The sequence below is a fragment of the Kitasatospora sp. NPDC086009 genome (assembly GCF_044540385.1).
GTDB lineage: Bacteria > Actinomycetota > Actinomycetes > Streptomycetales > Streptomycetaceae > Kitasatospora.
Genome location: NZ_JBITSA010000014.1, coordinates 1 through 25,908, shown reverse-complemented (window position 1 = coordinate 25,908; position 25,908 = coordinate 1). Strand labels below are relative to the sequence as shown.

Sequence of the window (25,908 nt, the reverse complement as noted above, 5' to 3'; positions counted from 1 at the left end):
CGTGGGAGAGGCTACCGGGTGCGTTCCCCTCGGCGCCGACTTCTCCGCACACATGTCCGCCGTTCGTCGGCCGCCGCTCCCCCGCCGGTCACCGTGCGGCCCACCGGTCACCGTGCGCCGGCTGGTCACCGTGCGGCCCGCCCGGGCCCGGACGGCGGCGGGTCAGTCGCGCAGGACGTAGCGGTGGTCGTCGTGCCAGGCGCTCTCCGGCTCCGCCGGGTTCTCCATGTCCTCGGGGAGCAGGCTCCACAGGATGACGTCGCTGCGGCTCTCGGCCGCGCTCCGGTGGCCGGACGGCACCTCCGCGGTGTGCGTACCGGCTCCGACGGACTCGGCCGGTTCGCCGCGCACTATCCAGGCGCTGCGCAGCACGCCCTCGCTGATGGCGCCGACCTTCTGGGCGACCTGCTGGGCGGCGGTGTTGCCGGCGGCGGTGCGCATCTCCAGGCGCAGAAAACCGCGGTCCTCGAAGAGCCACTGGGCGGTGCCGAGGACGGCCTCGGGCGCGTAGCCCTCGCCGCGCGCCCAGGGGGCGGTGACGTAGGCGATCTCGGTGGAGCGCAGCCGCCAGTCGGTGTTGCGCAGCTCGACCAGGCCGACCAGGCGCTGGGTGAGGTGTTCGGTGACGGCGAAGACGATGCCGCGGCCGGCCGCCCGGTGGGCGGGGGCGAGGGTGCGGGCGAGTTCGGCGGCGTAGGCCTCGGTGAAGGGGTACGGGAGGTCGGTCCAGGCGAGGACGAGTTCGTCGGCCGTCATCGCGGCAAGGCCGGGGGCGTCGTTCTCCGCAAGGGGGCGCAGCAGCAGCCGCTCGGTGCTGATGGCGGTCTCGGGGAAGCTCGCTGCCATGCCGTCTCTCCTCGCCGGTCGTGGACACACCGTACGCCTCACCGGTACCCCGGATGTCGCGCGGTGCGCGGACCGCACGACGGTACGTCAGAACGCGGTCTGTCAGGGCGTCACTGGTGCATACTGCCCGACCGGGCCCCCGCCGAGGTGCGGCGGGGGCCCGGTCGTGGACGTGCGGTTCGGCGGTGCCGGTGGGGCCGCCGGTCAGAACGCCGGGATGACGGAACCCTTGAAGGTGTCGTCGATGTACTTCTTGACCTCGGCGGAGTGGAGCAGCTCGGCGAGCTTCTTGACCCGGGGGTCGTTCTCCTTGCCCTGCTTGACCGCGAGGATGTTGGCGTAGGGGTTGCCCTCGGCCTTCTCCAGCAGCAGCGAGTCGCCGGCGGGCTTGAGGCCGGCGTCGAGGGCGTAGTTGCCGTTGATCACGGCGGCGTCGAGGTCGTCGATGGAGCGGGGCAGCTGGGCGGCCTCCAGCTCCTTCCACTTGAGGTTCTTCGGGTTGCCGGTGATGTCCTGCGGGGTCGCGGCGGTGCCGACGCCGGCCTTGAGGGTGATCACGTTGTTGTCGGCGAGCAGCTTGAGCGCGCGGCCCTCGTTGGTGGCGTCGTTGGGCAGGCCGACGGTGGCGCCGTCCTTGAGGTCGCCGATGGCCTTGACCTTCTTCGAGTACACGCCCAGCGGCTCCAGGTGGACCGGCTCGACGGAGACGATCTGGGTGCCGTGCTTCTTGTTGAAGTCCTCCAGGTACGGCACGTGCTGGAAGTAGTTCGCGTCGGCCGAGCCGTCCTGCACCGCGGTGTTGGGGGTCACGTAGTCGGTGACCTCCTTGATGGTGAGCTTGAGGCCGGCCTTGTCCGCGAGGTTGTCCTTGACGAACTTCAGGATCTGCCCGTGCGGGGTGGGGCTGGCGACCACGGTGAGCGGGGCGTTCGGGTCGGAGGAGCCGGACGAGCCGGAGCTTCCGCAGGCGGCCAGCGAGAGGGCGATGCCGGCCGTGGCGAGGACGCTGGTGAACTTCAGGGCGTTGCGCACGAAAAGTGCCTTTCTGCGTGATACGGGGAGCCGGGTCCGGAATCGGACACCGGGAGGTCTAGAGGGCGACGAGGTCCTCGTCGGGGGCGGCCGGGGTCGTGCCGCGCGGGCGGAGCAGGCGGGTCCGGCCGCCGGTGCGCCCGCGGTTGGCGAGCCGGCCCACGGCCCAGTCGCCGAGCAGCTGCACCAGGGTCACGATGATCACCAGCTCCGCGACGATGATCCACATGAAGGCGGTCTCGAAGCGGAAGTAGCCGTAGTTGATGGCGAGGGTGCCGAGGCCCCCGCCGCCGACCACGCCGGCCATCGCGGAGTAGCTGATCAGCGTGATGACCGTGGTGGTGACGGAGGCGGTCAGGCCGGGCAGCGACTCCGGGAGCAGCGCCTTGCGGACGATGGTCCAGGTGGAAGCGCCCATGGCCTGCAGGGCCTCGACCAGGCCGCGGTCGACCTCGCGTAGGGAGGTCTCGACCAGCCGGGCGAAGAAGGGGATCGCGCCGATGGTGAGCGGCACGGTCGCGGCCTCCCAGCCGATGGAGGTGCCGACCAGCCAGCGGGTGAAGGAGATCAGGGCGATCATCAGGATGATGAACGGCACCGAGCGGACGATGTTCACGATCGCGCCGAGCACCTTGTTGACCGGCCGGTTCTGCAGCAGCCCGCCCTTGTCGGTGAGCACCAGCAGGACGCCGAGCGGCAGGCCGAGCAGGACGGTGCCGGCGGTGGCGACGCCGACCATCTGGAGGGTCTCCCAGGTGGCGGGCCACATCAGTTCCTGCATCTGGTCCCAGGTCATGCCACCGCTCCGCTCGCCTTGTCGATGCCGGTCGTGTCGAGCACGTCCACCTGCAGACCCTGCTCGCGCAGGAACCCGATCGGCACCACGTTGTCCTGGTGGCCGCCGGGGAGTTCGACCCGCATCCGGCCGACCATGCGGCCGGCGATGGTCTCGACGGCGGCGCCGAGGATGTTGATGTCGATCTGGTAGGTGCGGGCGAGCTGGGAGACGAAGGGCTGGGCGGAGCTGTCGCCCTGGAAGGTGATCTCCAGCACGGTGCGGCCGGGGTGGCCGGTGCCGAACTCGCTGAGCGGGAAGAGCTCGCGGGCGAGTTCCGAGCCGGGCTTGGCCAGCAGGTCGGTGAGCTCGCCGGACTCGACCACCCGGCCGCCGCGCATCAGGGCGGCGGAGTCGCAGACGGACTTGATGACGTCCATCTCGTGGGTGATCAGCAGGACGGTCAGGCCGAGCTGCTGGTTGAGGTCGCGCAGCAGCTTGAGGATCGAGCGGGTGGTCTCCGGGTCGAGGGCCGAGGTGGCCTCGTCGGAGAGCAGCACCTTGGGGTCGCCGGCGAGGGCGCGGGCGATGCCGACGCGCTGCTTCTGGCCGCCGGAGAGCTGGCCGGGGTAGCTGCGGGCCTTGTCGCCGAGGCCGACCAGGTCGAGCAGCTCGGCGGCCTTGCGGCGGCGCTCGGTGCGGTCCAGGCCGACGATCTCCAGCGGGAGCTCGACGTTCTGCTGCACGGTGCGGGAGGCGAGCAGGTTGAAGTGCTGGAAGACCATGCCGATCCGGCGGCGTGCCTCGCGCAGCTCCTTGCCGGCCCGGTTCTCACCGCCGGCGAGCGCGGTGAGCTCGACGCCGTCCACGGTGACGGTGCCGGAGCTGGGGCGCTCCAGCATGTTGACGCAGCGGATGAGGGTGGACTTGCCGGCGCCGCTGGTGCCGACGACTCCGTATACCTCGCCGGGGCGCACGTGCAGGTCGACGCCGGCGAGGGCGGTCACCTCGCGGCCGCGGGAGCGGTAGACCTTGGTGAGGTCCGTGGTGGTGATCACAGCTGCTTCCGTGGGTCGGGGGCGGACGGCGTGGAGCCGCCGGACCGGGTTGCGGTCGGCGGGACGGACGGCGTCGCACCGGGGGGATCCGGACCTGCCACCCCTTGATCGTCGCCGCTGGGCGGCCGGGCCGCGCGACGGCGTGGCCCTAACGAGTCATCAGGGACGACCGCCGGCCCGTGGCCGGGCAGGCGGAGGGAGCGGGTGGTGCTCCACAGGCTGGGGCGTGCTCGCACTGACGGGAGCAGGCCGGGTCTCGCTTCGGGGCGCGAGGGGGAGGGCCCCGGCCGACGGCCGGGGAGGGGACGGTGGCCCTCAGCGGTGACACATTCGACGACACATGGCGCGCTCACCTGCCGGCAGGGTGCCGGTGGGGGTCCATTTCGTCGTCGCAGTCATGTGAGCCAGTAAATCAGAAGGTTCGACTTCGTCCCAACTATTCGGATTCGCTGTCCGCAATACGGACAGCAACCCCTGTGAGCTGCTGCGATGCACCTCGGCGCCGCCCCCGGATCGTCCGGATGATGGCGGCGCCGGGTAACGGCGACGGCGCGGGGCTCAGGCGGTCGCGGCGAGCGGCGCCACCGCGGGCTTCTCCAGGTGGACCAGGCCCGGCCCGCCGTCGACCTGCTCGACGGCGGTCTGGCGGTAGCCCTGACGGGTGTAGAGGCGCAGGTTGCCCAGGCTGCGGTGGCCGGTGAACAGGCGGTACGCCGTCACCGGGCGGCCGTCGGCGGCGAGGCGGCGCTCCAGGGCCTCCAGCAGGCGGCCGCCGAGACCGTGGCGCTGCATCCGGGGGTGGACGACCAGGCGCCCTATCCGGCCGATGCCGTCGGGGCCGATCCGGCCGCGGACGGTGCCGACCACCTCGTCACCGAGCCGGGCGACCAGGACGTACTGCTCGGTGAGCTCCTCGCGCAGGCTCTCCAGGGTCTGCGTCAGCGGTTCCAGGCTCCAGTCGCCGTACAGCTCGGCCTCGCTCTGGTAGCCGAGGTACTGCAGCTTGAGGATCTGCTCCGCGTCCTCGGTGTCCGCCACCGAGATGATCACGCTCATGCCCATGTGCTGGGGCCTCCCCATCGTCGTGCCCGGCGCGCAGAGTGAGGGTGTCGCACCGGATGCCCTGCCGGAGATGTCCCGGCCGGGGATCGGTCCTGGCCGGGGGTGGCGCACGAACGCGCCCGTCCGGCGGCCCGGTGGGGCCACGGCGACGGCGACGCGCTCACGCTCAGTATCCGAGTGATCGCGCCGCCGTCAAGAGCCGCGTTCGCCAGCGCTCTACCCGCGCGTCAGCTGCTCTCAACCTTCCGGCCGTACGACGTGGCGAGGGTCACGTCGCACCACCCGGGGCGACGGCCGCGGGCCCGGGCCGGCTACGGATAGCGCTCGGCGTGCAGAACGGCCCGCAGGCAGGCGAGGCAGCGGGACCGGGTGGGGCCGATCGAGCCGCGCGGCATGCCGAGCCGCGCGGAGAGCTCGCGGTAGGTCGGCGGCGGGTCCTCGGCGAGGGCGGCGACGAGCTGCGGGCAGCGGCCCGGCAGGGCGGCCACCGCCGCCCGGACGGCGCGGCGCCGCAGTGCGGCGAGGACCTCGTCCTCGGCGGACGGGACGACGGGAAGGATGGTGCACATACCGTGCATGACCTGCTCCGGGCCGGGCCGGTTACGGCCGACCGGGCGTGAGCACCCGAAGGGGGCGCGGCGCTCGATCCGCCACGCCCCCTTCGAGGAGTACCGCTTCGGGGTGTCAGCCCTGGACCCACTCCTCCTGGAGCGCCAGGTCGTCCTTCACCTCGGCGAGCTGGACGGCCACCGCCGAGGGGGCCGTGCCGCCGCGGCCGTTGCGCGAGGCGATCGCGCCGTGGACGCTGAGCACCGAGCGGACGTCGGGCGTCAGGTGCTCGGAGATCCGCGCGAACTGCTCGTCCGTCAGGTCGGAGAGCTCGATGCCCTGCTGCTCGCAGACCTTGACGCAGGCACCGGCGACCTCGTGCGCGACCCGGAACGGCACGCCCTGCTTGACCAGCCACTCGGCGATGTCGGTGGCGAGCGAGAAGCCCGCCGGGGCGAGCTCCTCCAGCCGGTCCCGGTGCACGGTGAGGGTGGCCATCATGCCGGTGAAGGCCGGCAGCAGCACCTCCAGCGTGTCGCAGGAGTCGAAGACCGGCTCCTTGTCCTCCTGGAGGTCCCGGTTGTAGGCGAGCGGCAGCGCCTTCAGCGTCGCCAGCAGGCCGGTCAGGTTGCCGATCAGCCGGCCGGACTTGCCGCGGGCCAGCTCGGCGATGTCCGGGTTCTTCTTCTGCGGCATGATCGAGGAGCCGGTGGAGAAGGCGTCGTGCAGGGTGATGAAGCCGAACTCCTTGGTGTTCCAGATGATCACCTCCTCCGCGATCCGGGAGAGGTTGATCCCGATCATCGCGGTGACGAAGGCGAACTCGGCGACGAAGTCGCGCGAGGCCGTCCCGTCGATGGAGTTGCCGACCGAGCCCCGCTCGAAGCCGAGGTCGGCGGCGACCGCCTGCGGGTCGAGGCCGAGCGAGGAACCGGCCAGCGCACCGGAGCCGTACGGGGAGACGGCGGTGCGCACGTCCCACTGGCGCAGCCGCTCGGCGTCCCGGCCGAGGGCGTGCACGTGCGCGAGGACGTGGTGGGCGAAGAGCACCGGCTGCGCGTGCTGGAGGTGGGTGCGCCCCGGCATGGCGGTGTGCGGGTGCTCCTCGGCCAGGCCGACCAGGGCGTGCTGGAGGTCCAGGATCAGCCCGCCGATGATCCGGGCGTGGTCGCGCAGGTACATCCGGAACAGCGTGGCGATCTGGTCGTTGCGCGAGCGGCCGGCCCGCAGCTTGCCGCCCAGGTCGGCGCCGAGCCGCTCCAGCAGGCCGCGCTCCAGCGCGGTGTGGACGTCCTCGTCGGCGACGGTGCCGGTGAAGGTGCCGGCCTCGACGTCGGCGAGCAGCTGGTCCAGCCCGGCGAGCATGGCGTCGAGTTCCTCGGCGCTGAGCAGCCCGGCCTTGTGCAGGACGCGGGCGTGGGCCTTCGAGCCGGCGATGTCGTACGGCGCGAGGCGCCAGTCGAAGTGCACCGAGGCGGAGAGCCTGGCGAGCGCCTCGGACGGGCCGTCGGCGAAGCGCGCGCCCCAGAGGCGCAGCTCAGGAGAGTTACTGGCGGCGGTCTGGTCGGCAGGCATCGCTGGGCTCCTTACAAGGTGGCGGGTCGGGGGCGGCCCCGGCCGCGAGGGGGCGCGGCCAGGGCCCGGCAGGTGGTCGGACGACCGGGCGGTCGGCTCAGCCGAGGTCGCGGCGGGCGGCGATCTTCGAGGACATCCCGAAGATCTCGATGAAGCCCTTGGACATCGACTGGTCGAAGGTGTCGCCAGTGTCGTAGGTGGCGAGGTTGAAGTCGTACAGCGACTGGTCGGACTTGCGGCCGTCGACGACGGCCCGGCCGGCGTGCAGCACCATCCGGATCTCGCCGGTGACGTGCTGGTTGGCCTCGTTGACGAAGCCGTCCAGCGCCCGCTTCAGCGGGGAGAACCAGAGGCCGTCGTAGACCAGCTCGGCCCAGCGCTGCTCCACCTGCCGCTTGTAGCGGGCGAGTTCGCGCTCGACGGTGACGTTCTCCAGGGCCTGGTGGGCGGTGATCAGGGCGATCGCGCCGGGGGCCTCGTAGATCTCCCGGGACTTGATGCCGACGAGTCGGTCCTCGACCATGTCGAGCCGGCCGATGCCCTGGGCCCCGGCCCGCTTGTTGAGCTCCTCGATGGCCTGCAGGACGGTCACCTTGCGGCCGTCGATGGCGACCGGGACGCCGGCGTCGAAGGTGATGACCACCTGGTCGGCCTCGCGCGGGGTGGCCGGGTTCTGGGTGTACTCGTAGACGTCCTCGATCGGGGCGTTCCAGATGTCCTCCAGGAAGCCGGTCTCGACGGCGCGACCGAAGACGTTCTGGTCGATCGAGTACGGGGACTTCTTGGTGGTGGCGATCGGCAGGCCCTTGGCCTCCGCGAAGGCGATCGCCTTGTCCCGGGTCATCGCGTAGTCGCGGACCGGGGCGATGCACTTCAGCTGGGGGGCCAGCGACTGGATGCCGACCTCGAAGCGGACCTGGTCGTTGCCCTTGCCGGTGCAGCCGTGGGCGACGGTGGTGGCGCCGTGCTTCTGCGCGGCGGCGACCAGGTGCTTGACGATGGCCGGCCGGGAGAGCGCCGACACCAGCGGGTACTGGCCCTGGTACAGGGCGTTGGCCTTGATGGCCGGGAGGCAGTACTCGTGGGCGAACTCGTCGCGGGCGTCCGCGACCTCGGCCTCGACGGCGCCGCAGTCCAGCGCCCGCTGGCGGATGACCTCCAGGTCCTCGCCGCCCTGGCCGACGTCGACGGCGACGGCGATGACCTCGGCGCCCGTCTCCTCGGCGATCCAGCCGATGCAGACGGACGTGTCCAGACCGCCCGAGTAGGCGAGTACGACGCGCTCGGTCACGGCTTTCTCCTTCACAACAGTGCGAACAGGCTTACGGCGATAGGCATAAGTATGCACTACACCGTATGGATTTCAAAACCCCTGCCGAGGAACGGGCCAACCGGGGTCACGGGGCGGTGCGTCGGGCGGGCGGAACGGAGCGGGCCCGGGTCGGCCGGGCCCGGCCGGGGGCTACTGGGCCTTGGCCTGGGCGAGCTGCATCAGGTGGTCGGCGAGGGCCTGGCCGCCGGAGGGATCGCGGCTGATCAGCAGGACGGTGTCGTCCCCGGCGATGGTGCCGATGATCTCGAAGACCTCGGCCTGGTCGATCGAGGAGGCCAGGAACTGGGCCGCGCCCGGCGGGGTCCGCAGGACGACGAGGTTGCCGGAGGCGGTGGCGGAGACCATGAGCTCGCCGGCCAGCCGGGCCATCCGGCCCTCGCTGGCCGACTCCCCCATCGGTGCGCGCGGCGTGCGGTCGCCGCCCTCGGCCGGGACGGCGTAGATGAGCGCGCCGTCCCGGTTGCGGATCTTCACCGCTCCCAGCTCGTCCAGGTCCCGGGAGAGGGTGGCCTGGGTGACCACCAGTCCGTCGTCGGCGAGCAGCTTGGCGAGCTGGCTCTGCGAGCGCACGGGCTGGCGGGTGAGCAGGTCCACGATTCGCCGGTGGCGCGCGGTGCGGGTCTGCGGGACCTGCGGCGTCGGACCGGCGGCGGGCTGGTCGGCGTGGGGAACGGTCATGTGATTATTCTCCCGGACTACGCTCGGCTCGCATCGGCCGGGGCGTTCTCCCGCACCGTCCGGAGGATCTCCGGCAGCGCGGCCAGGAAGGCGTCCGCGTCCTGCTCGGTGAGCACCAGCGGCGGCGCGAGCCGGACGGCGTCCGGGACGGCGGCGTTGACCAGGAAGCCGGCCTCCTGGGCGGCGGCCTGGACCTTCGCGGCCACCGGCGCGGTCAGCACGATGCCGAGCAGCAGGCCGGCCCCGCGCACGTGCGAGACCAGCGGGTCACCGATCGCCTCGACCCCGTGCCGCAGCCGCTCGCCGATCTTGCGGACGTGCTCCAGCAGGCCCTGGGACTCGATGGTGTCGAGCACCGCGAGAGCCGCCGCCGCGACCACCGGATTGCCGCCGAAGGTGGTGCCGTGCTGGCCTGGGGTGAGCAGCTCGGCGGCCTCCCCGAACGCGAGCACGGCGCCGATCGGCAGCCCGCCGCCGAGTGCCTTGGCGAGGGTGACCACGTCCGGCTCGACGCCCTCGACGGCCTGGTGGGCGAACCAGTACCCGGTGCGGCCGATGCCGGTCTGGATCTCGTCCAGGACGAGCAGGGTGCCGGTGGCCCGGGTGATCTCGCGGGCGGCCCGCAGGTAGCCGTCGGGCAGCGGGATCGCGCCGTTCTCGCCCTGGATCGGCTCCAGGAAGACGGCCGCGGTCTCCGCGGTCACGGCCGCGCGCAGCGCCTCGACGTCGCCGAAGGGGACGTGGGTGACCTCGCCGGGCAGCGGCAGGAACGGCTCCTGCTTGGCGGGCTGGCCGGTGAGCGCGAGGGCGCCCATGGTCCGGCCGTGGAAGCCGCCCTGGAGGGCGACCACATGGGTGCGGCCGGTCCGCCGGCTGATCTTGAACGCGGCCTCGTTGGCCTCGGCGCCGGAGTTGCAGAAGAACACCCGGCCGTCCCGGCCCGAGAGCGTCAGCAGCCGCTCGGCCAGCGCGATGGTCGGCTCGGCCATGAAGAGGTTGGAGACGTGGCCGAGGGTCGAGATCTGCCGGGTGACGGCCTCGACGACCGCCGGGTGGCCGGTGCCGAGGGCGTTGACGGCGATGCCGCCGAGCAGGTCGGTGTACTCCTTGCCGTCGGCGTCCCACAGCTTGGCGCCCTCGCCGCGGACCAGCGGGATCCGCGGGGTGCCGTAGTTGTCGGTGAAGGCGTGCTGCCAGCGGTCGGTGAGCCGCTCGTTGCCGGTCGGCTGCGCGCTGCCGCTGTGCTGTGCGTCGGTCGTCATGCCAGTCCCCCGGTCACGGTCGCTTCGTCGTCCGGCACGACCATCGTGCCGATGCCCTCGTCGGTGAAGATCTCCAGCAACAGGCTGTGCTGCACCCGGCCGTCCAGGACGCGGGCGGTGCCCACGCCGGAGCGGACGGCCCGCAGGCAGCCCTCCATCTTGGGGAGCATGCCGCTGGCCAGCTCGGGCAGCAGCTCCTCCAGCTCGGTCGCGCTGAGCTGGCTGATCACGTCGTCGGAGTGCGGCCAGTCGGCGTACAGGCCCTCGACGTCGGTGAGGACGACGAGCATCTCGGCGCCGAGCGCCACCGCGAGGGCGGAGGCGGCGGTGTCGGCGTTGATGTTGTAGACGTGCCCGTCGGTGCCCCGGGCGATCGAGGAGATCACCGGGATCCGGCCGTCGGCGATCAGCGCCTTCACCGCGCCGGCCTCGATGTTGACGATGTCGCCGACCAGGCCGATGTCGACCTGCTCGCCGTCGACCACCGCGTACCGCTTGACGGCGGTCATGGTGTGGGCGTCCTCGCCGGTCATGCCGACCGCGAACGGGCCGTGGCCGTTGAGCAGCCCGACCAGTTCGCGCTGGACCTGGCCGGCCAGCACCATCCGGACCACGTCCATGGTCTCGGGGGTGGTGACCCGCAGGCCGTTGGTGAACGAGGACTCCAGGCCGAGCTTGTCGAGCTGGGCGCTGATCTGCGGGCCGCCGCCGTGGACCACGACGGGGTGCAGACCGGCGTAGCGCAGGAAGACGACGTCCTGGGCGAACGCCGCCTTGAGGCTCTCGTCCACCATGGCGTTGCCGCCGAACTTCACGACGACGGTCTTGCCGTGGAAGCGCTCCAGCCAGGGCAGCGCCTCGATCAGCGTCATGGCCTTGGGCAACGCGGTGTTGTTGCGGGCCTGTTCGCCCTTGGGTGCGATCTGCACGTGTGTGGTCCCCGGCTCGGTCGGCAGGTGCGGCTGTGGCGGCTGTCAGCGGCTGTCAGGTGGAGTAGGCGCTGTTCTCGTGCACGTAGTCGGCGGTGAGGTCGTTGGTCCACACCGTCGCGGCGGCCTCGCCGGCGTTCAGGCGGGCGGTGATGACGATCTCCCGGCCGGTCATGTCGACGAGGTCGCGGTCCTCCCCGACGCTGCCGTCCCGGCAGACCCAGACGCCGTTGATGGCGACGTCGAGGCGGTCCGGGTCGAAGGCGGCGTCGGTGGTGCCGATCGCGGCCAGCACCCGGCCCCAGTTCGGGTCCTCGCCGTGGAGGGCGCACTTGAGCAGGTTGTTGCGGCTGATGACCCGGGCGACGCCGACGGCCTCCGCCTCGGTGGCGGCGTCGGTGACGTCGATCCGGATGTCCTTGCTCGCGCCCTCGGCGTCACCGATCAGCTGCCGCGCGAGGTCGGCGCAGACGGTGCGGACGGCCTCGTCGAACCCGGCCTGCTCCGGGGTGATGCCGGAGGCGCCGGAGGCGAGCAGCAGCACCGTGTCGTTGGTCGACATGCAGCCGTCGGAGTCGATCCGGTCGAAGGTGGTGCGGGTGGCGGCGCGCAGCGAGACGTCCAGGGCGGCGGCGTCGAGCGCGGCGTCGGTGGTCAGGACGACCAGCATGGTGGCGAGGCCGGGGGCGAGCATGCCGGCGCCCTTGGCCATGCCGCCGACCGTCCAGCCGTCCTTCGTCACCTGGGCGGTCTTGTGGACGGTGTCGGTCGTCTTGATGGCGATCGCGGCGGCCTCGCCACCGGCGGCGTCGAGCTGCCCGGCGGCGAGGGCGACACCGGGCAGCAGGATGTCCATCGGCAGGCGCAGGCCGATCAGGCCGGTGGAGGCGACGGCGATCTCGCCGGCGTTGAGCCCCAGCTCCTCGGCGGCCCTCTCGGCGGTGGCGTGGGTGTCCTGGAAGCCGAGCGGGCCGGTGCAGGCGTTGGCGCCACCGGAGTTGAGGACGACGGCGGAGACCTGACCGCCCTTGAGGACCTGCTCCGACCAGAGCACGGGCGCGGCCTTGACCCGGTTGCTGGTGAACACTCCGGCGGCGGCCAGCGACGGGCCGTCGTTGACGACGAGGGCGAGGTCGGGGGTGCCGGAGTCCTTGATCCCGGCGGTGACGCCGGCGGCCCGGAAGCCCTTGGCGGCGGTCACGCCGACGTTGACGTTCTTGGTCACGGTGCGACTCCGATCAGGGGAAGGCCGAGCTCCTCGGGCAGGCCGAGGGCGATGTTCATGCTCTGCACCGCGCCGCCGGCGGTGCCCTTGACCAGGTTGTCGATCGCGCTGATCGCGATGATCCGCCCGGCGCTCTCGTCCAGGGCGACCTGGACCAGGGCGGCGTTGGAGCCGTAGACGCTGCTGGTCTGCGGCCACTGGCCCTCGGCCAGCAGGTGGACGAAGGGCTCGTCGGCGAACGCCTCGGTGTAGGCGGCGCGCAGGGCCTCGCCGGTCACCCCGGGCTTCGCCTTGGCGGAGCAGGTGGCGAGGATGCCGCGCGGCATCGGCACCAGGGTGGGCGTGAAGGAGACGGTGACCGGCTCGCCCGCGACCGGGGTGAGGTTCTGCGACATCTCCGGGGTGTGCCGGTGCTGCCCGCCGACGCCGTAGGCGCTGACGTTGCCCATCACCTCGCTGCCGAGCAGGTGGGTCTTGGCGGCCTTGCCGGCGCCCGAGGTGCCGGAGGCGGCGACGATCACGGCCTCGGGCTCGGCGAGGCCGGCCGCGTACGCCGGGAAGAGCGCCAGCGAGACGGCGGTCGGGTAGCAGCCGGGGACGGCGATGCGGTTGCCGCCCTTGAGCGCGGCGCGGTGGCCGGGCAGCTCGGGGAGGCCGTAGGGCCAGGTGCCGGCGTGCGCGGAGCCGTAGAACTGCTCCCAGTCGGCGGCGGCCTTCAGCCGGAAGTCGGCGCCGCAGTCGACGACCAGGACGTTCTGGCCGAGGGCCTCGGCGACGGCGGCGGACTGGCCGTGCGGCAGTGCCAGGAACACCACGTCGTGGTCGGCCAGCACCTCGGGGGTGGTGGGCTCCAGGATCCGGTCGGCGAGCGGGATCAGGTGCGGCTGCAGGGTGCCGAGCCTGGTACCCGCGTTCGAGCCGCCGGTCAGCGCCCCGATCTCCACCTCGGGGTGGCCGAGCAGCAGGCGCAGCACCTCACCGCCCGCGTATCCGCTCGCACCGGCGACGGCGACTCGCAATGCCATGGCAGTTCCCTCCTTGGTCGGAGCATGAATATACGCATCACGGAACATTCATGCAAGGGAGTGCGCGGCGGACCGGCAGGCGGACCGCTCCACACCCGGGCGGCGGGGTGCGCCGTCCATCGCGGACGGCTCGCCACCCGTCGGCGCCATGAGCTTAGGTTACCCTTAGTTGATCGTCGGGCGGCGCGCTCCCGGCGCCGTCGGCCCGGCCCCCGGCCGGGTCACCGGCGGACGGCCCGCAGCACCACGAACTTCGGGTTGCCCGCGACGACTTCGCAGTTCCCGAAGAGGCGGCGCAGCTTGACGTGGTAGCCGAGATGACGGTTGCCGACCACCCAGAGTTCGCCACCCGGGCGCAGCGCCCGGCGGGCACCGGTGAACATCCGCCAGGCGGTGGCGTCGGTGGTGGCCTGGTGGGAGTGGAACGGCGGGTTGTTCAGCACCAGGTCGACCGAGCCGGCCGGGACGGCGTCCGTGCCGAGGGCGTCGGCGGTGAGGAACTCGGCGGGCGCCCGCGGGCCGAGGTTCTCCCGGAAGGTCGCCTCGGCCGAGGCGACGGCCTGGTGGGACTCGTCGACGAAGACCAGCTCGGCGCCGGGACTGGCGAGCGCCGCCGCGGTGCCGACCACGCCGTTGCCGCAGCCGAGGTCGACGACCCGGGCCCCGGGGGCCGCCACCGGCAGGTGACCGAGCAGGAAGCGGGTGCCGATGTCGAGCCGCTCGGCGCAGAAGGTACCGGCGTGGTTGACCACCGTGCGCCCGGAGGCCGGGCCGATGTCGCCGGGCAGCGCGTAGCGGTGCGGCCAGGGGTTGGGGCCGGGGTCGAGCGCCGGGTCGGGGGTGCAGAAGATCAGCCGGGCCTTGCGGGCCGCGAGCGAGGTGCGGGTCGGGCCGAGGATCCGCTCGAAGAGCTGGAGGGTGGAGGTGTGGATCTCGGTGACCATACCGGTGCCGATCACCACCGTGCCGGGGTGCACGGCGGGCGCGAGGCGGTGCAGCTGGTCCTCCAGCAGCGCGAGGCTCTTGGGGACGCGGACCAGCAGGACGTCGACCCGCCCGGGCGGGGTGTCGCGGGTGGTGAGCAGCCGGGCCGCGTCGGGGGCGGCGCCGGCCCGGGCGAGGTTGGCCAGGGTGGCCTGCCGGCCGAGGTGGGAGTCGCTGATCTGGACCGGCGCGGTACTCGGGGCGGGGGCCGTCACGGGGGCCGGCGCCGAGGCCGTCCCGGTGGTCGGGGCCGAGGACAGCGCGGTGGTCAGCGCCGTGGTCAGCGCGCCCCAGCGGTCGCCGAGGACGACGACGGTGCGGCCGGTGAGCTCGGTGACCGCGCCCTGGGCGCTGTCCGCCTCCCCGGCGAGATGGCGCAGCAGGTACTCGTCGGCGGCGTCCCAGGCGCGCAGCCGCTCGCGCGGGTCCTCCGGGAAGCGGGTGAGGTCGAAGGTGCCCCACGGGGTGGTGAAGGGGGTCGCGGCGGTGGGCGTGCTGAGGCGGTTCATCGTGATCTCAGGCTAGCCGACCACCGGGCGCCGACCGTCCGGTCGGCCGATACTGGAGGAGCCCGACCGGAAGGTCCTGACCGGAAGGGGATTGGGCCATGGACTGGAAGCTCGAAGTGGTGGTGGTCCCGGTGTCGGACGTGGCCCGGGCCAAGATCTTCTACGAGGAACAGGCCGGTTTCACCGTCGACCACGACACCCGGATCCGGGACGGGGTCCGGGTGGTGCAGCTGACGCCGCCGGGCTCCGGCTGTTCGATCGTGGTGGGCACCGGGGTCACGGACGCGCCGCCGGGCTCGGTGAAGGGCCTGCAGCTGGTGGTGCCGGACATCGTCAAGGCGCACGGCGAGCTGGTGGCGCGGGGCGTGGAGGTGAGCCCGGTCCAGCACTTCGAGGACGGCGCCCGGGTGGACGGCCGCGGCGGGGCGTGGAACTCGTTCGTCTTCTTCAACGACCCGGACGGCAACGGCTGGGCGGTCCAGGAGTCGCCGCCCGGCTGACCCCGGCGCCCTCGCCGGCCCGGAGCCCGCGCAGACCCCGGCGCGGCGGCGGGCCGGCCGTGGGTAGGCTCGGAGGATGGTCGAAGACGAGGGAAGCGTCCGGGTGGACAGCTGGATCTGGTCGGTGCGGCTCACCAAGACGCGCGCGCTCGCGGCGGCCGCCTGCCGGGCCGGACACGTCCGGGTGAACGGCGAGCGGGTCAAGCCCGCGCAGGAGCTGAAGGCCGGCGACGAGGTGCGCGTGCGCCAGGAGGGCTTCGAGCGGATCGTCGTGGTGAAGCGGCTGGTCCGCAAGCGGGTCGGGGCGGTCGTCGCGGCCGAGTGCCTGGTGGACAACAGCCCGCCGAGGCCGCCGCGCGAACTGCTGGCGGCGGCCGGCGAGCGCGACCGGGGCGCCGGCCGGCCCACCAAGCGGGACCGCCGCGAGCTCGACCAGCTGCGGCACGGCTAGCGGACGCGGCACGGCCGGCGGACCGCCCCGGGCCCGGCGGTCTCAGGCCGGGGTGTCGGTGAGGACCTTCGCCAGGAAGGCGTCCAGGTTCGCCACCGTGCGGGCCACCAGCTCCTCCTGCGACAGCGACTCCTCGGGTCGGCTGACCAGGGCGGACTTCTTCAGCCCGCGCAGGTAGAGCGAACAGGCCAGGTCGGCGCAGATGTAGGTGCCGACGGTGTTGCCCTCGCGGCCGGAGACGCCGGCCCGGCGGGCGGCCAGCAGCGCCACGCCCGAGCCCGCGTGGGCGGAGAGGCAGAGCGAGCAGACGTTGGTCTTGGTCAGGCTGCGGCGCACGGACGGCACCCGCAGTGTGACGCCGACCAGCTCGCCGCCGTGCTCGGCGACCAGGTAGCCGCGGTCGGGCGCGCCCTGATCCCGCCAGCCGAGGAAGTCCAGGTGCTCCCACGGGAGTTCGGCCAGACCCCGGGGCAGGTTGAGCCGACGGGCCTCGCCCTTGGAACAGTTGACGAAGGAGCCGCGGATCTCGTTCTCGCTCAGGGGGTTCATGATTCGCAACGTAACACCGAGCGCGCCGGGCGGTCGCGGCATTTTCCACCGAAGCGCCCCGCTGTGCGCCACCCGATGCGCCCGCCCGCGGCCCGGAACGGGCCGGGGCCGGCGCCCGGCCCGGGCCCCGGGGCCGGCCGCCCGCACGGTGGTCGGGGCCGCACGGCGCGGGCCCCGACGGGTGGTTCAGGCCTTGAAGGCGACACCCGCGTAGGCGGAGACGTCCTGCCAGCCGGCGGGCAGCTCGTCGGTCGGGACGTGGCCGGCCCCGGCGCGCCAGAGCGGGAGCTGCACCAGACCGGGCCCGGCGAACCCGAAGTCGCCGAAGAAGGGCTCGACGGCGGCGCGCGGACGCAGCACCAGCGGCGCGCTGGCGCTCCGGTAGATCCGGGTACCCTCGGCCGCGCTCTCCCGGGAGGCGAAGTCGGGGCTGCCGTGCGAGAGGATCAGCGCGCTGCCGGGCGCGAGCGCGTCGCGCAGGGTGCGGACGATCTCCTGGGCGCCGTCCTCGTCGCGGATGAAGTGCAGCACCGCGACCAGCATCAGGGCCACCGGCCGGTCCAGGTCGACGGAGGCGCGCAGGCCGGGGTGGTCGAGGATGGTCGCCGGCTCGCGGAGGTCGGCCTCGATGACGGAGGTATGGCCGGCCTTGTGGCTCGCCAGCAGGGCGCGGGCGTGGGTGGCCACGATCGGGTCGTTGTCGACGTACACCACGCGGGCGTCCGGGGCGGCCCGGCGGGCCACCTCGCTGGTGGAGCCGACGGCGGGGATGCCGGTACCGATGTCGACGAACTGGCGGATGCCCTGGCCGGCCACGAACTCGACGGCACGGCCGAGGAATTCGCGGTTGGTGCGGGCCAGCAGCGGCAGCGCGGGGTAGGCCGCTATCGCGGCCTCGGCGGCCTTGCGGTCCGCCTCGAAGTTGTCCTTGCCGCCGAGGTAGTAGTCGTACATCCGGGCGGTGTGCGGAACGCCGGTGTCCAGCTCGGTCGGCGGCTGCCAGTCCTCGGCCTTCACCCAGTCCCAGTCCGTACCGACGTCGGTCGTCGCGGTGTCCTCGTGCATCCTGCTTTCCGCCCCCTCAAGCCCACTGCCGGAATGCCTGCCCGTCACGGCGCCGGAGCGCCGCGCTGCGCGGGCGGCCCGGCCTGCCGGGCCCACCACGCGGCGCGCGGTGATCGTATCCGACGACACGCCGTGGAGACAGCGGGAGTTCAGGATTCCGCAGCTCCCCGGCCGTGGTGCGGGCACGTCCTCCCGGCGGGCCGGGTCGGCGCGCTCGAATCGCCCCGGGGTTTCACCGTCTCTATGCTGGCTGCCGATGACTGCCGACCGGATGACCGCCGACCGCCGCACCGTCCTGCGCGCCACCGCCAGGTTCGCCGCCCTGACCGCCGTCGGCGGCCTGCTCGCGGCCTGCGCCGGGACCTCCCCCCGCCGGGCCGACCCGGGGGCGCTCGCCGTCCACCCCGGCACCGTGGACCCGGCCGGCGGCGACCCGGCGGCGGTCGACCCGGCCTGGGCGGCCGGCGAGGGCGCCGCCTCCCCCGCCCCGGACCCCACCGCCCCGGCCGGACCGCAGGGGGCGGCCTCCCCCACCGCGGCCGCCACCACCGTGGCGCCGCCGGTCCCGCCCACCCTCACGCCACTCGCCCCGGGCACCCCCGTCGAGGTCGCGTACGGACCGCGGACCGGCCGCAACGTCGCCCTGACCTTCCACGGCAGCGGCGACCCGAGGATCGCCACCACCCTGCTGGAGATCGCCGAACAGCGCGGCGCCGCGCTCACCGTGATGGCCGTCGGCAGCTGGCTGGACCAGCAGCCGCAGATGGCCCGCCGGATCCTGGACGGCGGCCACGAGCTGGGCAACCACACCCAGAACCACCAGAACATCTCCGCGATGGGCCCCGACCAGGCGCGCGCCGAGATCGCCCAGTGCGCGGAGCGGCTGCAACGGCTCACCGGCTCGATCGGCCGCTGGTTCCGGCCCTCCGCCGCCCAGTACGCCACGCCGATGGTGCGCGAGCAGGCCCGGGCGGTCGGGTACGAGCACGTGCTCTCCTTCGACGTCGACCCGCGCGACTACAGCGATCCGAGCGCCGCGGAACTCCAGCGCCGGGTGCTCGCCTCGGTGAAGGGCGGCTCGGTGGTCGCCCTGCACATGGGCCACCAGTGCACGGTGGACGCGCTGCCGGGCATCCTGGACGGACTCACCAGGGCGGGGCTCGCGCCGGTCACCGCCAGCCGGCTCTGCGCCTGAGCCCTCCGGGCGGCGGGTGCGCCGGCACCCGGACGCACGGGTCCCGCGACCCGGGCCCACCCCTTCGGAGCAGCGCCCGCGGACCCGGTTCAGCCTGGGAGGGGATGACCTACCGACGGGTACGGAGTAGTAACGTCGTCGGGGCGGTGCACCGGTGCACACCTATCGGTGCGCCCGCCCGCTGAACAGCAGCTTGCTGGGACACCTGTCGCTGGGAGACCCCCGGCACCACCGAAGGGCAACTGAGTGAGTGACATCGCGCGCGTCGGAGTGATCGGCTGCGGTCTGATGGGGTCGGGCATCGCGGAGGTGTTCGCCCGGGCGGGGCTGGACGTCCTGGTGTCGGAGGCGAGCGGGGAGGCCCTGGAGTTCGGTCGCACCCGGCTGACCAACTCCCTGGAGACGGCGGTCAAGCGGGGCAAGCTGAGCCCCGAGGACCGCGACGGGGCGATGGCCCGGCTGTCCTTCACCACCGACCTGGCCGACTTCGCCGACCGCGACCTGGTGGTCGAGGCGGTCGCCGAGCGCGAGGACATCAAGGTCCAGATCTTCCAGACGCTGGACCAGGTGGTCGAGCGCCGGGACGCCATCCTGGCCTCCAACACCTCGTCGATCCCGATCGTGAAGCTGGCCGCCGCCACCTCGCGCCCGGAGCAGGTGATCGGCCTGCACTTCTTCAACCCGGCGCCGGTGCAGAAGCTGGTCGAGGTGATCCCGACGCTGACCACCTCGGCGACCACCACCGAGCGGGTCGAGACCTTCGCCTCCGAGGTGCTGGGCAAGGAGCCGATCCGCGCCCGCGACCGGGCCGGCTTCGTGGTGAACGCGCTCCTGGTGCCGTACCTGCTGTCGGCGGTGCGGATGTTCGAGTCGGGCGTGGCGACCGCCTCCGACATCGACAAGGGCATGGAGGCCGGCTGCGCCCACCCGATGGGCCCGCTGCGGCTGTGCGACCTGATCGGTCTGGACACCATCGTGTCGATCGCCGAGTCGATGTACGACGAGTACAAGGAGCCGCTGTTCGCCGCTCCCCCGCTGCTCTCCCGGATGGTCGACGCGGGCCTGCTGGGCCGCAAGTCCGGCCGCGGTTTCTACGACTACACCGCGAGCGTCTGAACCCGGGAACGGTGACGGGGCCCGGGAGCGGTATCCAGCTACCCGGGCCCCTGAGGTGCCACCCAATTGCTTGCACCGGCACGTTTAAGGGTGTGGGTCATTCTCACAGCATCGCGCTTTGCCATTGAAGCTACCGCGCCACGATAGAGGCGCAGACGGGAGTCGAACCCGCATCCGACGCTTACAGCACACACCCGGTCGATCCGGCGCTCGGCGGCGAATGCTGAGCCTGGAGCGAGAGTCTGAGTCTTACAGGGGCGCCTCTGCCTTGTTGGGCCACTCCGGCGCGAAATGCCGGAGGGAGGACTCGAACCTCCACATTCTCCCCTGATATCAGCTTCAACCTCAGTATCAGCTTGCGCTCTTCGCGCCACCCCCGCTCTCATACGGGGGCGATCTGGGGGCTACCCGAACAGGTAGCCGAACACCGCCTCACCGACCCGGCGGTCGGTGACCTCCGAGCCGTTGGCCTCCTCGCGGGCGAACTGGACGGCCTGCTGGAGCTTCTCGACCCGCTCCAGGAGCTCGTTCACCCGCCGGGCCGGAAGGGCCCCGGAGAACTTGACCGTCGTCCAGTAACCGACCGCGATGTCCTCGTAGTACACCTCGACCTGCGCCGGGTGCTTCTCCGTGGCCTCGGCCTTCACGTGGTTGCGCGGCACCTTCTTGGTGCGGATCGTGCGCACCGCCTCGGTCTTCCAGGAGTCCGTCGAGGCGTCGTGGTTCCAGGCCTCGGCGGCGTCCAGCACCGGCAGCTTCCGCACGAAGGTGCGCAGGTCGGTGAGCTGCTTCTCCAGGAAGAGCAGGTAGGTGACCGGCACCTGGGCCACCAGCGTCCGGCCGTCGACCACGACGTCGGCGCGGGCCTCGGTGTTGGCCCAGTCCTTCGTCGCGGTGACGTCGAACAGCCGGGACAGCGTCGCGGACGTGGTCCGCAGGACGTCCTCGGCCTTCACCTGGACGCGGGTGGACTCCGGGGGGAGCTGCTCGCCCTCCTCGTCCTTGGGCTGGTACGTCCGGGAGATGCCGGCCAGCAGCGCGGGCTTCTGCAAGTCCTGGTGGGACTGCGTCAGCTCCTGGAAGGACTTGGACTTGACGCCCTTTTCGACGGCGATGATCTGGTTCAGCTTTGCCACGTCGTCGAACGTATCAGCGATCGTGGCGGGGTGTCACCCGATAAACGGGGCGACCGCGGAGGCCGGGCGAACGGCCTCCGCGGTCGGCGCGGGTCAGCTGTTGATGCTGTAGCTGTCGCCGTAGACCTTCCACTTGAGCGGGGGGTTGAGGTCGAAGTTCTTGGCGTTGAGGAAGACCAGCTGCTCGGTGTCGACGCGGCTGGTGTCGGAGTGCGCCTCCTCGGTCTTCATGGCGGCCCGGCGGGCGTCCAGGAAGGCCTTGAGGTAGGTGGCCTCGTCGCCGCCCTGGGCCGGGGTCTTGGCCTTCTTCATGGCGGTCTTGCGGATCCCGCCGAAGCTGGTCGAGCTGGTGCCCGGGCCGTGCATGACGATGGCGTCGTAGTAGGCGAACTGGCCGAGCGCGCGCAGGCCGTCGGACTTGGCCTGGCTGACGGCGGGGTTGAAGTAGACGCGGTCGCGCTCGTCGTTCTGCGCCTGCTGGAAGACGCCGTCCTTGGCCGCGGTGGCCCAGTCCTTCTCGAAGGCGCTGCCCAGGCCCGCGTGCGACTCGGTGCCGTTCACCTTGCGCAGCGCCGGCAGGTACTTGGCGAGGACGTTGCCCGGCTTGAGGTCGGTGTAGTGCTCGACCAGGTCGAGCATGTCGCCGGTGCCCGAGCAGAAGCCGATGATGCCGGCGGTGTAGCCGCGGCCGTCACCGATGTCCTCGATGTACTTGTACTGCGACTTCCAGTCCAGCGAGGAGTTCTCGGCGCTGGACACCAGCTGCATCGCGATGTCCTTCTTGTGCGGGTCGTCCAGGCCGACGGCCTTGGCCTGGACGACGGCCGCGGTCGGCGCCGCGTGGGCTGCGCCGGCGGCCGCGACCGTGGCGGGCGCGGCCATCAGCAGGGCGGCGAGGGCTATCCGGACGGTGCGGTGCTGGGGACGGTGCATCTGACGCTCCGTGTTCCGTGGGGGGACGGCGGGGGGATGCCGTCGACCGGGAGTTAGGAAACTTTCCTAACCAAGGAATAGCGCCCACGATCCCCGCTCCGCAAGGGTTTTGACGGAAACTCCTCAAAGAGCCAGGTCAGCCGCACCGGCCGGACCGCCACCGCCGGGACGACGAAGGGCCCCGCCGCCGGAAACCGGCGACGGGGCCCTCCCCCCGGGATGCGCGTCAGGCGCCGCGGAGCACCGCGCCGGTCCGGGCGAGGGCCTCGGCCACGGCCGCCTCGCGGGCCGCGCTGGCCTCGTCGGCGGTCAGCGTGCGGTCGGCCGCGCGGAAGCGCAGCGCGTAGGCCAGCGACTTCTTGCCCTCGCCGACCTGCTCGCCGGTGAAGACGTCGAACAGCCGGATGGCCTCCAGCAGTTCGCCGGCGCCGGCCCGCAGCGCGGCCTCAACCTCGGCGGCCGGGACGGCGCCGTCGACGATCAGCGCCACGTCCTGGGTCGCGACCGGGAACGCGGAGACGGCCGGGCCGGAGACCCGGACGGCGCCGTCGGCGGTCAGCAGATCGAGGTCGACCTCCATCGCGCTGGTGCGCTCGGGCAGACCGAGCGCCTTGACGACGCGCGGGTGCAGCTCACCGGCGTGACCGACCACCCGGTCGGTCCCCGCGACCACCAGCTCGGCGCAGCGGCCCGGGTGCCACGGGGCCAGCCGGCCCTGGCGGACGGCCAGTTCGACGCCGGCCGCACGGGCCACCGCACGGGCGGCCTCGATCGCGTCGGCCCAGGAGGCCGGAGCGCCCTTGCCCCACCAGCCGGACGGCACCCGCTCGCCCGCGAGGGCGGCGGCGATCCGGCGCGGCTGGTCCGGCAGGGCGGCGTCGAGGGCGGCGAGCTCCTCGTCACTCGGACGGCGGTCGACGGCCGGGCGCGGCGCGACGGACTGCTCGTCCTTGGGCAGGAAGACGGTACCCGTCTCGAAGATCGCCAGATCGGTGTTGCCGCGGCCGACGTTGCGGCGCAGCGCCCCGAGCAGGCCCGGCAGCAGCGTGGTGCGCAGCGCCGGCTCCTCGTCGTTGAGCGGGTTGACCAGCTTCACCGTGCGGCGGCGCCGGTCGTCCTTCTCCAGGCCGAGCCCGTCGAAGGCGGCCTCGCCGACGAACGGGTAGTTGTTGACCTCGACGTAGCCGGCGCCGGCCAGCGCGACACCGGCCCGGCGGTGGGTGCGCTGGGCCTCGGTCAGGCCCTTGCCCGGCGGCACGGTGGGCATCCGGGCGGGGACGTTGTCGTACCCCTCCAGGCGGATGACCTCCTCCGCGAGGTCGTACGGGTCGGTGAGGTCGGGGCGCCAGGTCGGCGGGGTGACCTCCAGGACGTCGGCGCCCGCGACGGAGCAGCCGATCTCCTGCAGCCGCCGGGTGACGGTCTCCCGGCCGTAGGCGGTGCCGGCGACGCGGTCGGGCAGGTCCGCGGCGATGGTGATGGTGCGCACCGGGTGCGGGGCCGCGATGTCGGTGACCCCGGCCTCGGCGGTGCCGCCGGCGATCAGGACCAGCAGGTCGACGGCGCGCTGCGCGGCGGCGCGGGCGGCCTCCGGGTCGACGCCGCGCTCGAAGCGCTTCGACGCCTCGGAGGGCAGCTTGTGCCGCTTGGCACCGCGGGCGATCACGACCGGGTCGAAGTGCGCCGCCTCGATGATCACCTCGGTGGTGCCCGGACCGGCGGCCGGGTCGAGGATCTCGGTGGAGGCACCGCCCATGACACCGGCCAGGCCGATCGGGCCGCTGTTGTCGCAGATCAGCAGGTCCTCGGCGGAGAGCTTGCGCGCGACGCCGTCGAGGGTGGTCAGGGTCTCGCCCTGCTCCGCCCGGCGGACCACGATGGGGCCGTCCACGCGCTGCTTGTCGTAGGCGTGCAGCGGCTGGCCGACCTCCAGCATCACGTAGTTGGTGATGTCCACGGCCAGCGAGATCGGCCGGATGCCGGCCTTCTGCAGGCGGCGCTGGAGCCAGATCGGCGACTTGGCGGTCGGGTCGAGGCCGATCACCGTGCGGGCCACGAAGCGGTCGCAGCCGGCCGGGTCGGCGACCTTGACCAGGTAGCCGTAGGAGTTCGCCGGCGGCACGTCGAGCAGCGCCGGGTCGGCCAGCGGCAGCCCGTACGCGGCGGCGGCCTCGCGGGCCACCCCGCGCATCGAGAGGCAGTAGCCGCGGTCCGGGGTGACGGCGATGTCCAGCACCTCGTCGACGAGCTGGAGCAGCTCGACGGCGTCGGTGCCGGGCTCGTACTCCGGCGGGAGGACGATGATGCCGTCGTGGTCGTCGCCCATGCCCAGCTCGCGGGCCGAGCAGATCATGCCGGCCGAGGTGTGGCCGTAGGTCTGGCGGGCCGCGATCGGGAACGGGCCGGGCAGCACGGCGCCCGGCAGGACGACGACGACCTTGTCGCCGACGGCGAAGTTGGTCGCGCCGCAGACGATCTCCTGCGGCTCGCCGGTGCCGTTGGCGTCGCCGACGTTGACGAAGCAGTGCCGGATCGGCTTCTTGAAGCCGGAGAGCTCCTCGATGGAGAGGACCTGGCCGACCACCAGCGGGCCCTTGAGGTCGCCGCCGATCTGCTCGACCGTCTCGACCTCCAGCCCGGCCCGGACCAGTCGCTCCGCCACGTCGCGGCCGGTCTCGCCGGCCGGCAGGTCGACGTACTCGCGCAGCCAGGAAAGCGGGACGCGCATCAGATCTCCATCCCGAACGGGAGGGTGAAGCGCACGTCACCCTCGACCATGTCGCGCATGTCGGCGACGTTGTGACGGTTCATCAGGATCCGCTCCAGGCCCAGGCCGAAGGCGAACCCGCTGTAGCGGCTCGGGTCGATGCCGCAGGCGACCAGCACCCGCGGGTTGACCACGCCGCAGCCGCCGAGCTCGATCCAGCCCTCGGAGGAGCAGGTGCGGCAGGGCCGGTCCGGGTTGCCGACGCTCTCGCCGCGGCAGACGAAGCACTGCAGGTCGATCTCGGCGCTCGGCTCGGTGAACGGGAAGTACGAGGGCCGCCAGCGCAGCTCCAGGCCGTCCCCGATCAGCTTGGACACCAGCAGCTCGATGGTGCCCTTGAGGTCGGCGAAGGTGATGCCCTCGTCCACGGCCAGACCCTCGACCTGGCGGAAGACCGGGGTGTGGGTGGCGTCCAGCTCGTCGGTCCGGTAGACCCGGCCGGGGCAGACCACGTAGATGGGGGGCTCGCGGTCGAGCATGGTGCGGGCCTGGACCGGGGAGGTCTGGGTCCGCAGCACCACGCCGGAGTCGGCGGAGCCGTCCGGGGCCTGGACGAAGAAGGTGTCCTGCATCGAGCGGGCCGGGTGGTCCGGTCCCAGGTTGAGGGCGTCGAAGTTCAGCCACTCGGCCTCGACCTCGGGGCCCTCGGCGACCTGGTAGCCCATCGCGACGAAGGTGTCCTCGATGCGCTCGGCCAGCGTGGTCAGCGGGTGGCGGGCGCCGCGCGGGGTCCGGTCGTAGGGCAGCGTGACGTCCACCGCCTCCTCGACCAGGACGCGGGCGTCGCGCTCCGCCTCCAGCTCGGCCTGGCGCCGGGCGAGGGCCTGGTTGACGGCGCCGCGGGCCTGGCCGATCAGCTTGCCGGCGGCGGCCTTGGCGTGCGGGGGCAGAGCGCCGATCTCGCGGTTGGCGAGGGAGAGCGCGGAGCGGTCGCCGGTGTGGGCGACCTTGGCCTGCTTCAGCTCGTCGAGGCTGGTGGCGGCGGCGAAGGCCCGGACGGCCTCGTCCCGCGCCTGCTCCACCACCTCGGGCTTGAGGGCCTCGACCTCGACCGGGTCGTACGACTTGTTGGGTGCCGACATCTCTATCTTCCCGTGCTCCTGCTCGTCCGTGCTCAGGTAAGGGCTCGTGCCTTCGCGTGACGCCCGGCGTGGCCGGGGCACGGGCAGCCCCCGCCGCAGGTGCTCGGAAGGGGTGTCCGCGGCACGGCCGCGCAGGGCGTCCCACAACGCCAAAGGTCGAGTGTAGTCGCAGCGCATGGTGCGGCTGCCTCCAGGCTCCGTCAGAGCATGAAGTCGGGCACGCCGGCGGGCAGGATAAATCGGAACCGGGCGCCGCCGCCGGGCGCGCGGTC

24 protein-coding genes are annotated in these 25,908 nt (G+C 72.7%); 4 read left to right on the top strand and 20 right to left on the bottom strand.

Annotation, left to right across the window (positions count from 1 at the left end):
• Nucleotides 1–162 precede the first annotated feature (162 nt).
• From ACIF6L_RS27795 to ACIF6L_RS27730, 14 genes are all read right to left on the bottom strand, one after another.
• Entirely contained in the window at nucleotides 163–846 is a 684-nt protein-coding gene (locus tag ACIF6L_RS27795; protein WP_359807297.1) for a GNAT family N-acetyltransferase, read from the bottom strand.
• Between the two features lie 204 nt (nucleotides 847–1,050).
• The gene (locus ACIF6L_RS27790) at nucleotides 1,051–1,878 is read right to left on the bottom strand and encodes a MetQ/NlpA family ABC transporter substrate-binding protein (protein WP_329486853.1); all 828 of its coding nucleotides are present in this window, start codon (nucleotides 1,876–1,878) and stop codon (nucleotides 1,051–1,053) included.
• 58 nt (nucleotides 1,879–1,936) lie between these two features.
• Complete coding sequence (locus tag ACIF6L_RS27785) at nucleotides 1,937–2,674, bottom strand: methionine ABC transporter permease (RefSeq protein ID WP_329486854.1); 738 nt, start codon at nucleotides 2,672–2,674, stop codon at nucleotides 1,937–1,939.
• Complete coding sequence (locus ACIF6L_RS27780; protein WP_329486855.1) at nucleotides 2,671–3,711, bottom strand: ATP-binding cassette domain-containing protein; 1,041 nt, start codon at nucleotides 3,709–3,711, stop codon at nucleotides 2,671–2,673. Before ACIF6L_RS27780 ends, ACIF6L_RS27785 begins: the two co-directional genes overlap by 4 nt.
• 558 nt (nucleotides 3,712–4,269) lie before the next feature.
• Nucleotides 4,270–4,773 (bottom strand): GNAT family N-acetyltransferase, encoded by a 504-nt coding sequence (locus tag ACIF6L_RS27775; protein ID WP_329486856.1) that lies wholly within the window; start codon nucleotides 4,771–4,773, stop codon nucleotides 4,270–4,272.
• Nucleotides 4,774–5,084: 311 nt separating this feature from the next.
• A complete protein-coding gene (locus ACIF6L_RS27770; RefSeq protein WP_329486857.1) occupies nucleotides 5,085–5,342 on the bottom strand; it encodes a hypothetical protein in 258 nt (85 codons plus the stop codon).
• A 115-nt stretch (nucleotides 5,343–5,457) separates the two neighbouring features.
• Nucleotides 5,458–6,897, bottom strand: a complete 1,440-nt coding sequence (argH, locus tag ACIF6L_RS27765; protein WP_396489576.1) for an argininosuccinate lyase — start codon at nucleotides 6,895–6,897, stop codon at nucleotides 5,458–5,460.
• Nucleotides 6,898–6,994: 97 nt separating this feature from the next.
• Nucleotides 6,995–8,188 (bottom strand): argininosuccinate synthase, encoded by a 1,194-nt coding sequence (locus ACIF6L_RS27760; protein WP_396489574.1) that lies wholly within the window; start codon nucleotides 8,186–8,188, stop codon nucleotides 6,995–6,997.
• 171 nt (nucleotides 8,189–8,359) lie between these two features.
• Complete coding sequence (locus ACIF6L_RS27755) at nucleotides 8,360–8,908, bottom strand: arginine repressor (protein ID WP_329486860.1); 549 nt, start codon at nucleotides 8,906–8,908, stop codon at nucleotides 8,360–8,362.
• A gap of 17 nt (nucleotides 8,909–8,925) precedes the next feature.
• Nucleotides 8,926–10,170 carry an acetylornithine transaminase gene (locus ACIF6L_RS27750; protein WP_396489572.1) on the bottom strand — a complete coding sequence of 415 codons (1,245 nt, stop codon included), beginning with the start codon at nucleotides 10,168–10,170 and terminating at the stop codon, nucleotides 8,926–8,928.
• Nucleotides 10,167–11,042 carry an acetylglutamate kinase gene (gene argB, locus ACIF6L_RS27745; RefSeq protein ID WP_329492049.1) on the bottom strand — a complete coding sequence of 292 codons (876 nt, stop codon included), beginning with the start codon at nucleotides 11,040–11,042 and terminating at the stop codon, nucleotides 10,167–10,169. Before argB ends, ACIF6L_RS27750 begins: the two co-directional genes overlap by 4 nt.
• Before the next feature lie 112 nt (nucleotides 11,043–11,154).
• Nucleotides 11,155–12,324: a bifunctional glutamate N-acetyltransferase/amino-acid acetyltransferase ArgJ gene (argJ, locus tag ACIF6L_RS27740; protein WP_329486862.1), complete on the bottom strand. Its 1,170-nt coding sequence runs from the start codon at nucleotides 12,322–12,324 to the stop codon at nucleotides 11,155–11,157.
• Nucleotides 12,321–13,349, bottom strand: coding sequence for an N-acetyl-gamma-glutamyl-phosphate reductase (gene argC, locus ACIF6L_RS27735; protein WP_329486863.1), 1,029 nt, complete (start codon nucleotides 13,347–13,349; stop codon nucleotides 12,321–12,323). The genes argJ and argC overlap by 4 nt, the downstream gene beginning before the upstream one ends.
• 221 nt (nucleotides 13,350–13,570) lie before the next feature.
• Nucleotides 13,571–14,842 (bottom strand): methyltransferase, encoded by a 1,272-nt coding sequence (locus ACIF6L_RS27730; RefSeq protein ID WP_396489570.1) that lies wholly within the window; start codon nucleotides 14,840–14,842, stop codon nucleotides 13,571–13,573.
• A gap of 98 nt (nucleotides 14,843–14,940) precedes the next feature.
• Between ACIF6L_RS27730 and ACIF6L_RS27725 the strand changes: the two genes are divergently transcribed.
• Nucleotides 14,941–15,342 (top strand): VOC family protein, encoded by a 402-nt coding sequence (locus ACIF6L_RS27725; protein WP_329486865.1) that lies wholly within the window; start codon nucleotides 14,941–14,943, stop codon nucleotides 15,340–15,342.
• 76 nt (nucleotides 15,343–15,418) lie between these two features.
• Nucleotides 15,419–15,793 carry an RNA-binding S4 domain-containing protein gene (locus tag ACIF6L_RS27720; RefSeq protein WP_396489567.1) on the top strand — a complete coding sequence of 125 codons (375 nt, stop codon included), beginning with the start codon at nucleotides 15,419–15,421 and terminating at the stop codon, nucleotides 15,791–15,793.
• Between the two features lie 42 nt (nucleotides 15,794–15,835).
• On the opposite strand, the gene ACIF6L_RS27715 is transcribed toward ACIF6L_RS27720, so the two are convergent.
• Both ACIF6L_RS27715 and ACIF6L_RS27710 read right to left on the bottom strand, forming a co-directional pair.
• Nucleotides 15,836–16,342 carry an FBP domain-containing protein gene (locus ACIF6L_RS27715; RefSeq protein ID WP_329486867.1) on the bottom strand — a complete coding sequence of 169 codons (507 nt, stop codon included), beginning with the start codon at nucleotides 16,340–16,342 and terminating at the stop codon, nucleotides 15,836–15,838.
• Between the two features lie 186 nt (nucleotides 16,343–16,528).
• Nucleotides 16,529–17,407: an SAM-dependent methyltransferase gene (locus ACIF6L_RS27710; RefSeq protein WP_396489565.1), complete on the bottom strand. Its 879-nt coding sequence runs from the start codon at nucleotides 17,405–17,407 to the stop codon at nucleotides 16,529–16,531.
• Nucleotides 17,408–17,663: 256 nt separating this feature from the next.
• On the opposite strand from ACIF6L_RS27710, the gene ACIF6L_RS27705 reads away from it, so the two are divergent.
• The gene (locus ACIF6L_RS27705) at nucleotides 17,664–18,602 is read left to right on the top strand and encodes a polysaccharide deacetylase family protein (RefSeq protein WP_396489564.1); all 939 of its coding nucleotides are present in this window, start codon (nucleotides 17,664–17,666) and stop codon (nucleotides 18,600–18,602) included.
• A 246-nt stretch (nucleotides 18,603–18,848) separates the two neighbouring features.
• Nucleotides 18,849–19,718: a 3-hydroxybutyryl-CoA dehydrogenase gene (locus ACIF6L_RS27700; protein WP_329486870.1), complete on the top strand. Its 870-nt coding sequence runs from the start codon at nucleotides 18,849–18,851 to the stop codon at nucleotides 19,716–19,718.
• A 404-nt stretch (nucleotides 19,719–20,122) separates the two neighbouring features.
• Here the strand turns inward: ACIF6L_RS27700 and ACIF6L_RS27695 are convergent, their stop codons facing one another.
• The 4 genes from ACIF6L_RS27695 to pheS all read right to left on the bottom strand — a co-directional run bounded on the left by ACIF6L_RS27695 (nucleotide 20,123) and on the right by pheS (nucleotide 25,636).
• The gene (locus tag ACIF6L_RS27695) at nucleotides 20,123–20,854 is read right to left on the bottom strand and encodes a hypothetical protein (protein ID WP_329486871.1); all 732 of its coding nucleotides are present in this window, start codon (nucleotides 20,852–20,854) and stop codon (nucleotides 20,123–20,125) included.
• 93 nt (nucleotides 20,855–20,947) lie between these two features.
• Nucleotides 20,948–21,787: a chitosanase gene (locus ACIF6L_RS27690; protein WP_380387938.1), complete on the bottom strand. Its 840-nt coding sequence runs from the start codon at nucleotides 21,785–21,787 to the stop codon at nucleotides 20,948–20,950.
• 226 nt (nucleotides 21,788–22,013) lie between these two features.
• Nucleotides 22,014–24,515 carry a phenylalanine--tRNA ligase subunit beta gene (pheT, locus tag ACIF6L_RS27685; protein ID WP_396489561.1) on the bottom strand — a complete coding sequence of 834 codons (2,502 nt, stop codon included), beginning with the start codon at nucleotides 24,513–24,515 and terminating at the stop codon, nucleotides 22,014–22,016.
• Nucleotides 24,515–25,636, bottom strand: a complete 1,122-nt coding sequence (pheS, locus tag ACIF6L_RS27680; RefSeq protein WP_329486873.1) for a phenylalanine--tRNA ligase subunit alpha — start codon at nucleotides 25,634–25,636, stop codon at nucleotides 24,515–24,517. Before pheS ends, pheT begins: the two co-directional genes overlap by 1 nt.
• Between the last annotated feature and the right edge of the window lie 272 nt (nucleotides 25,637–25,908).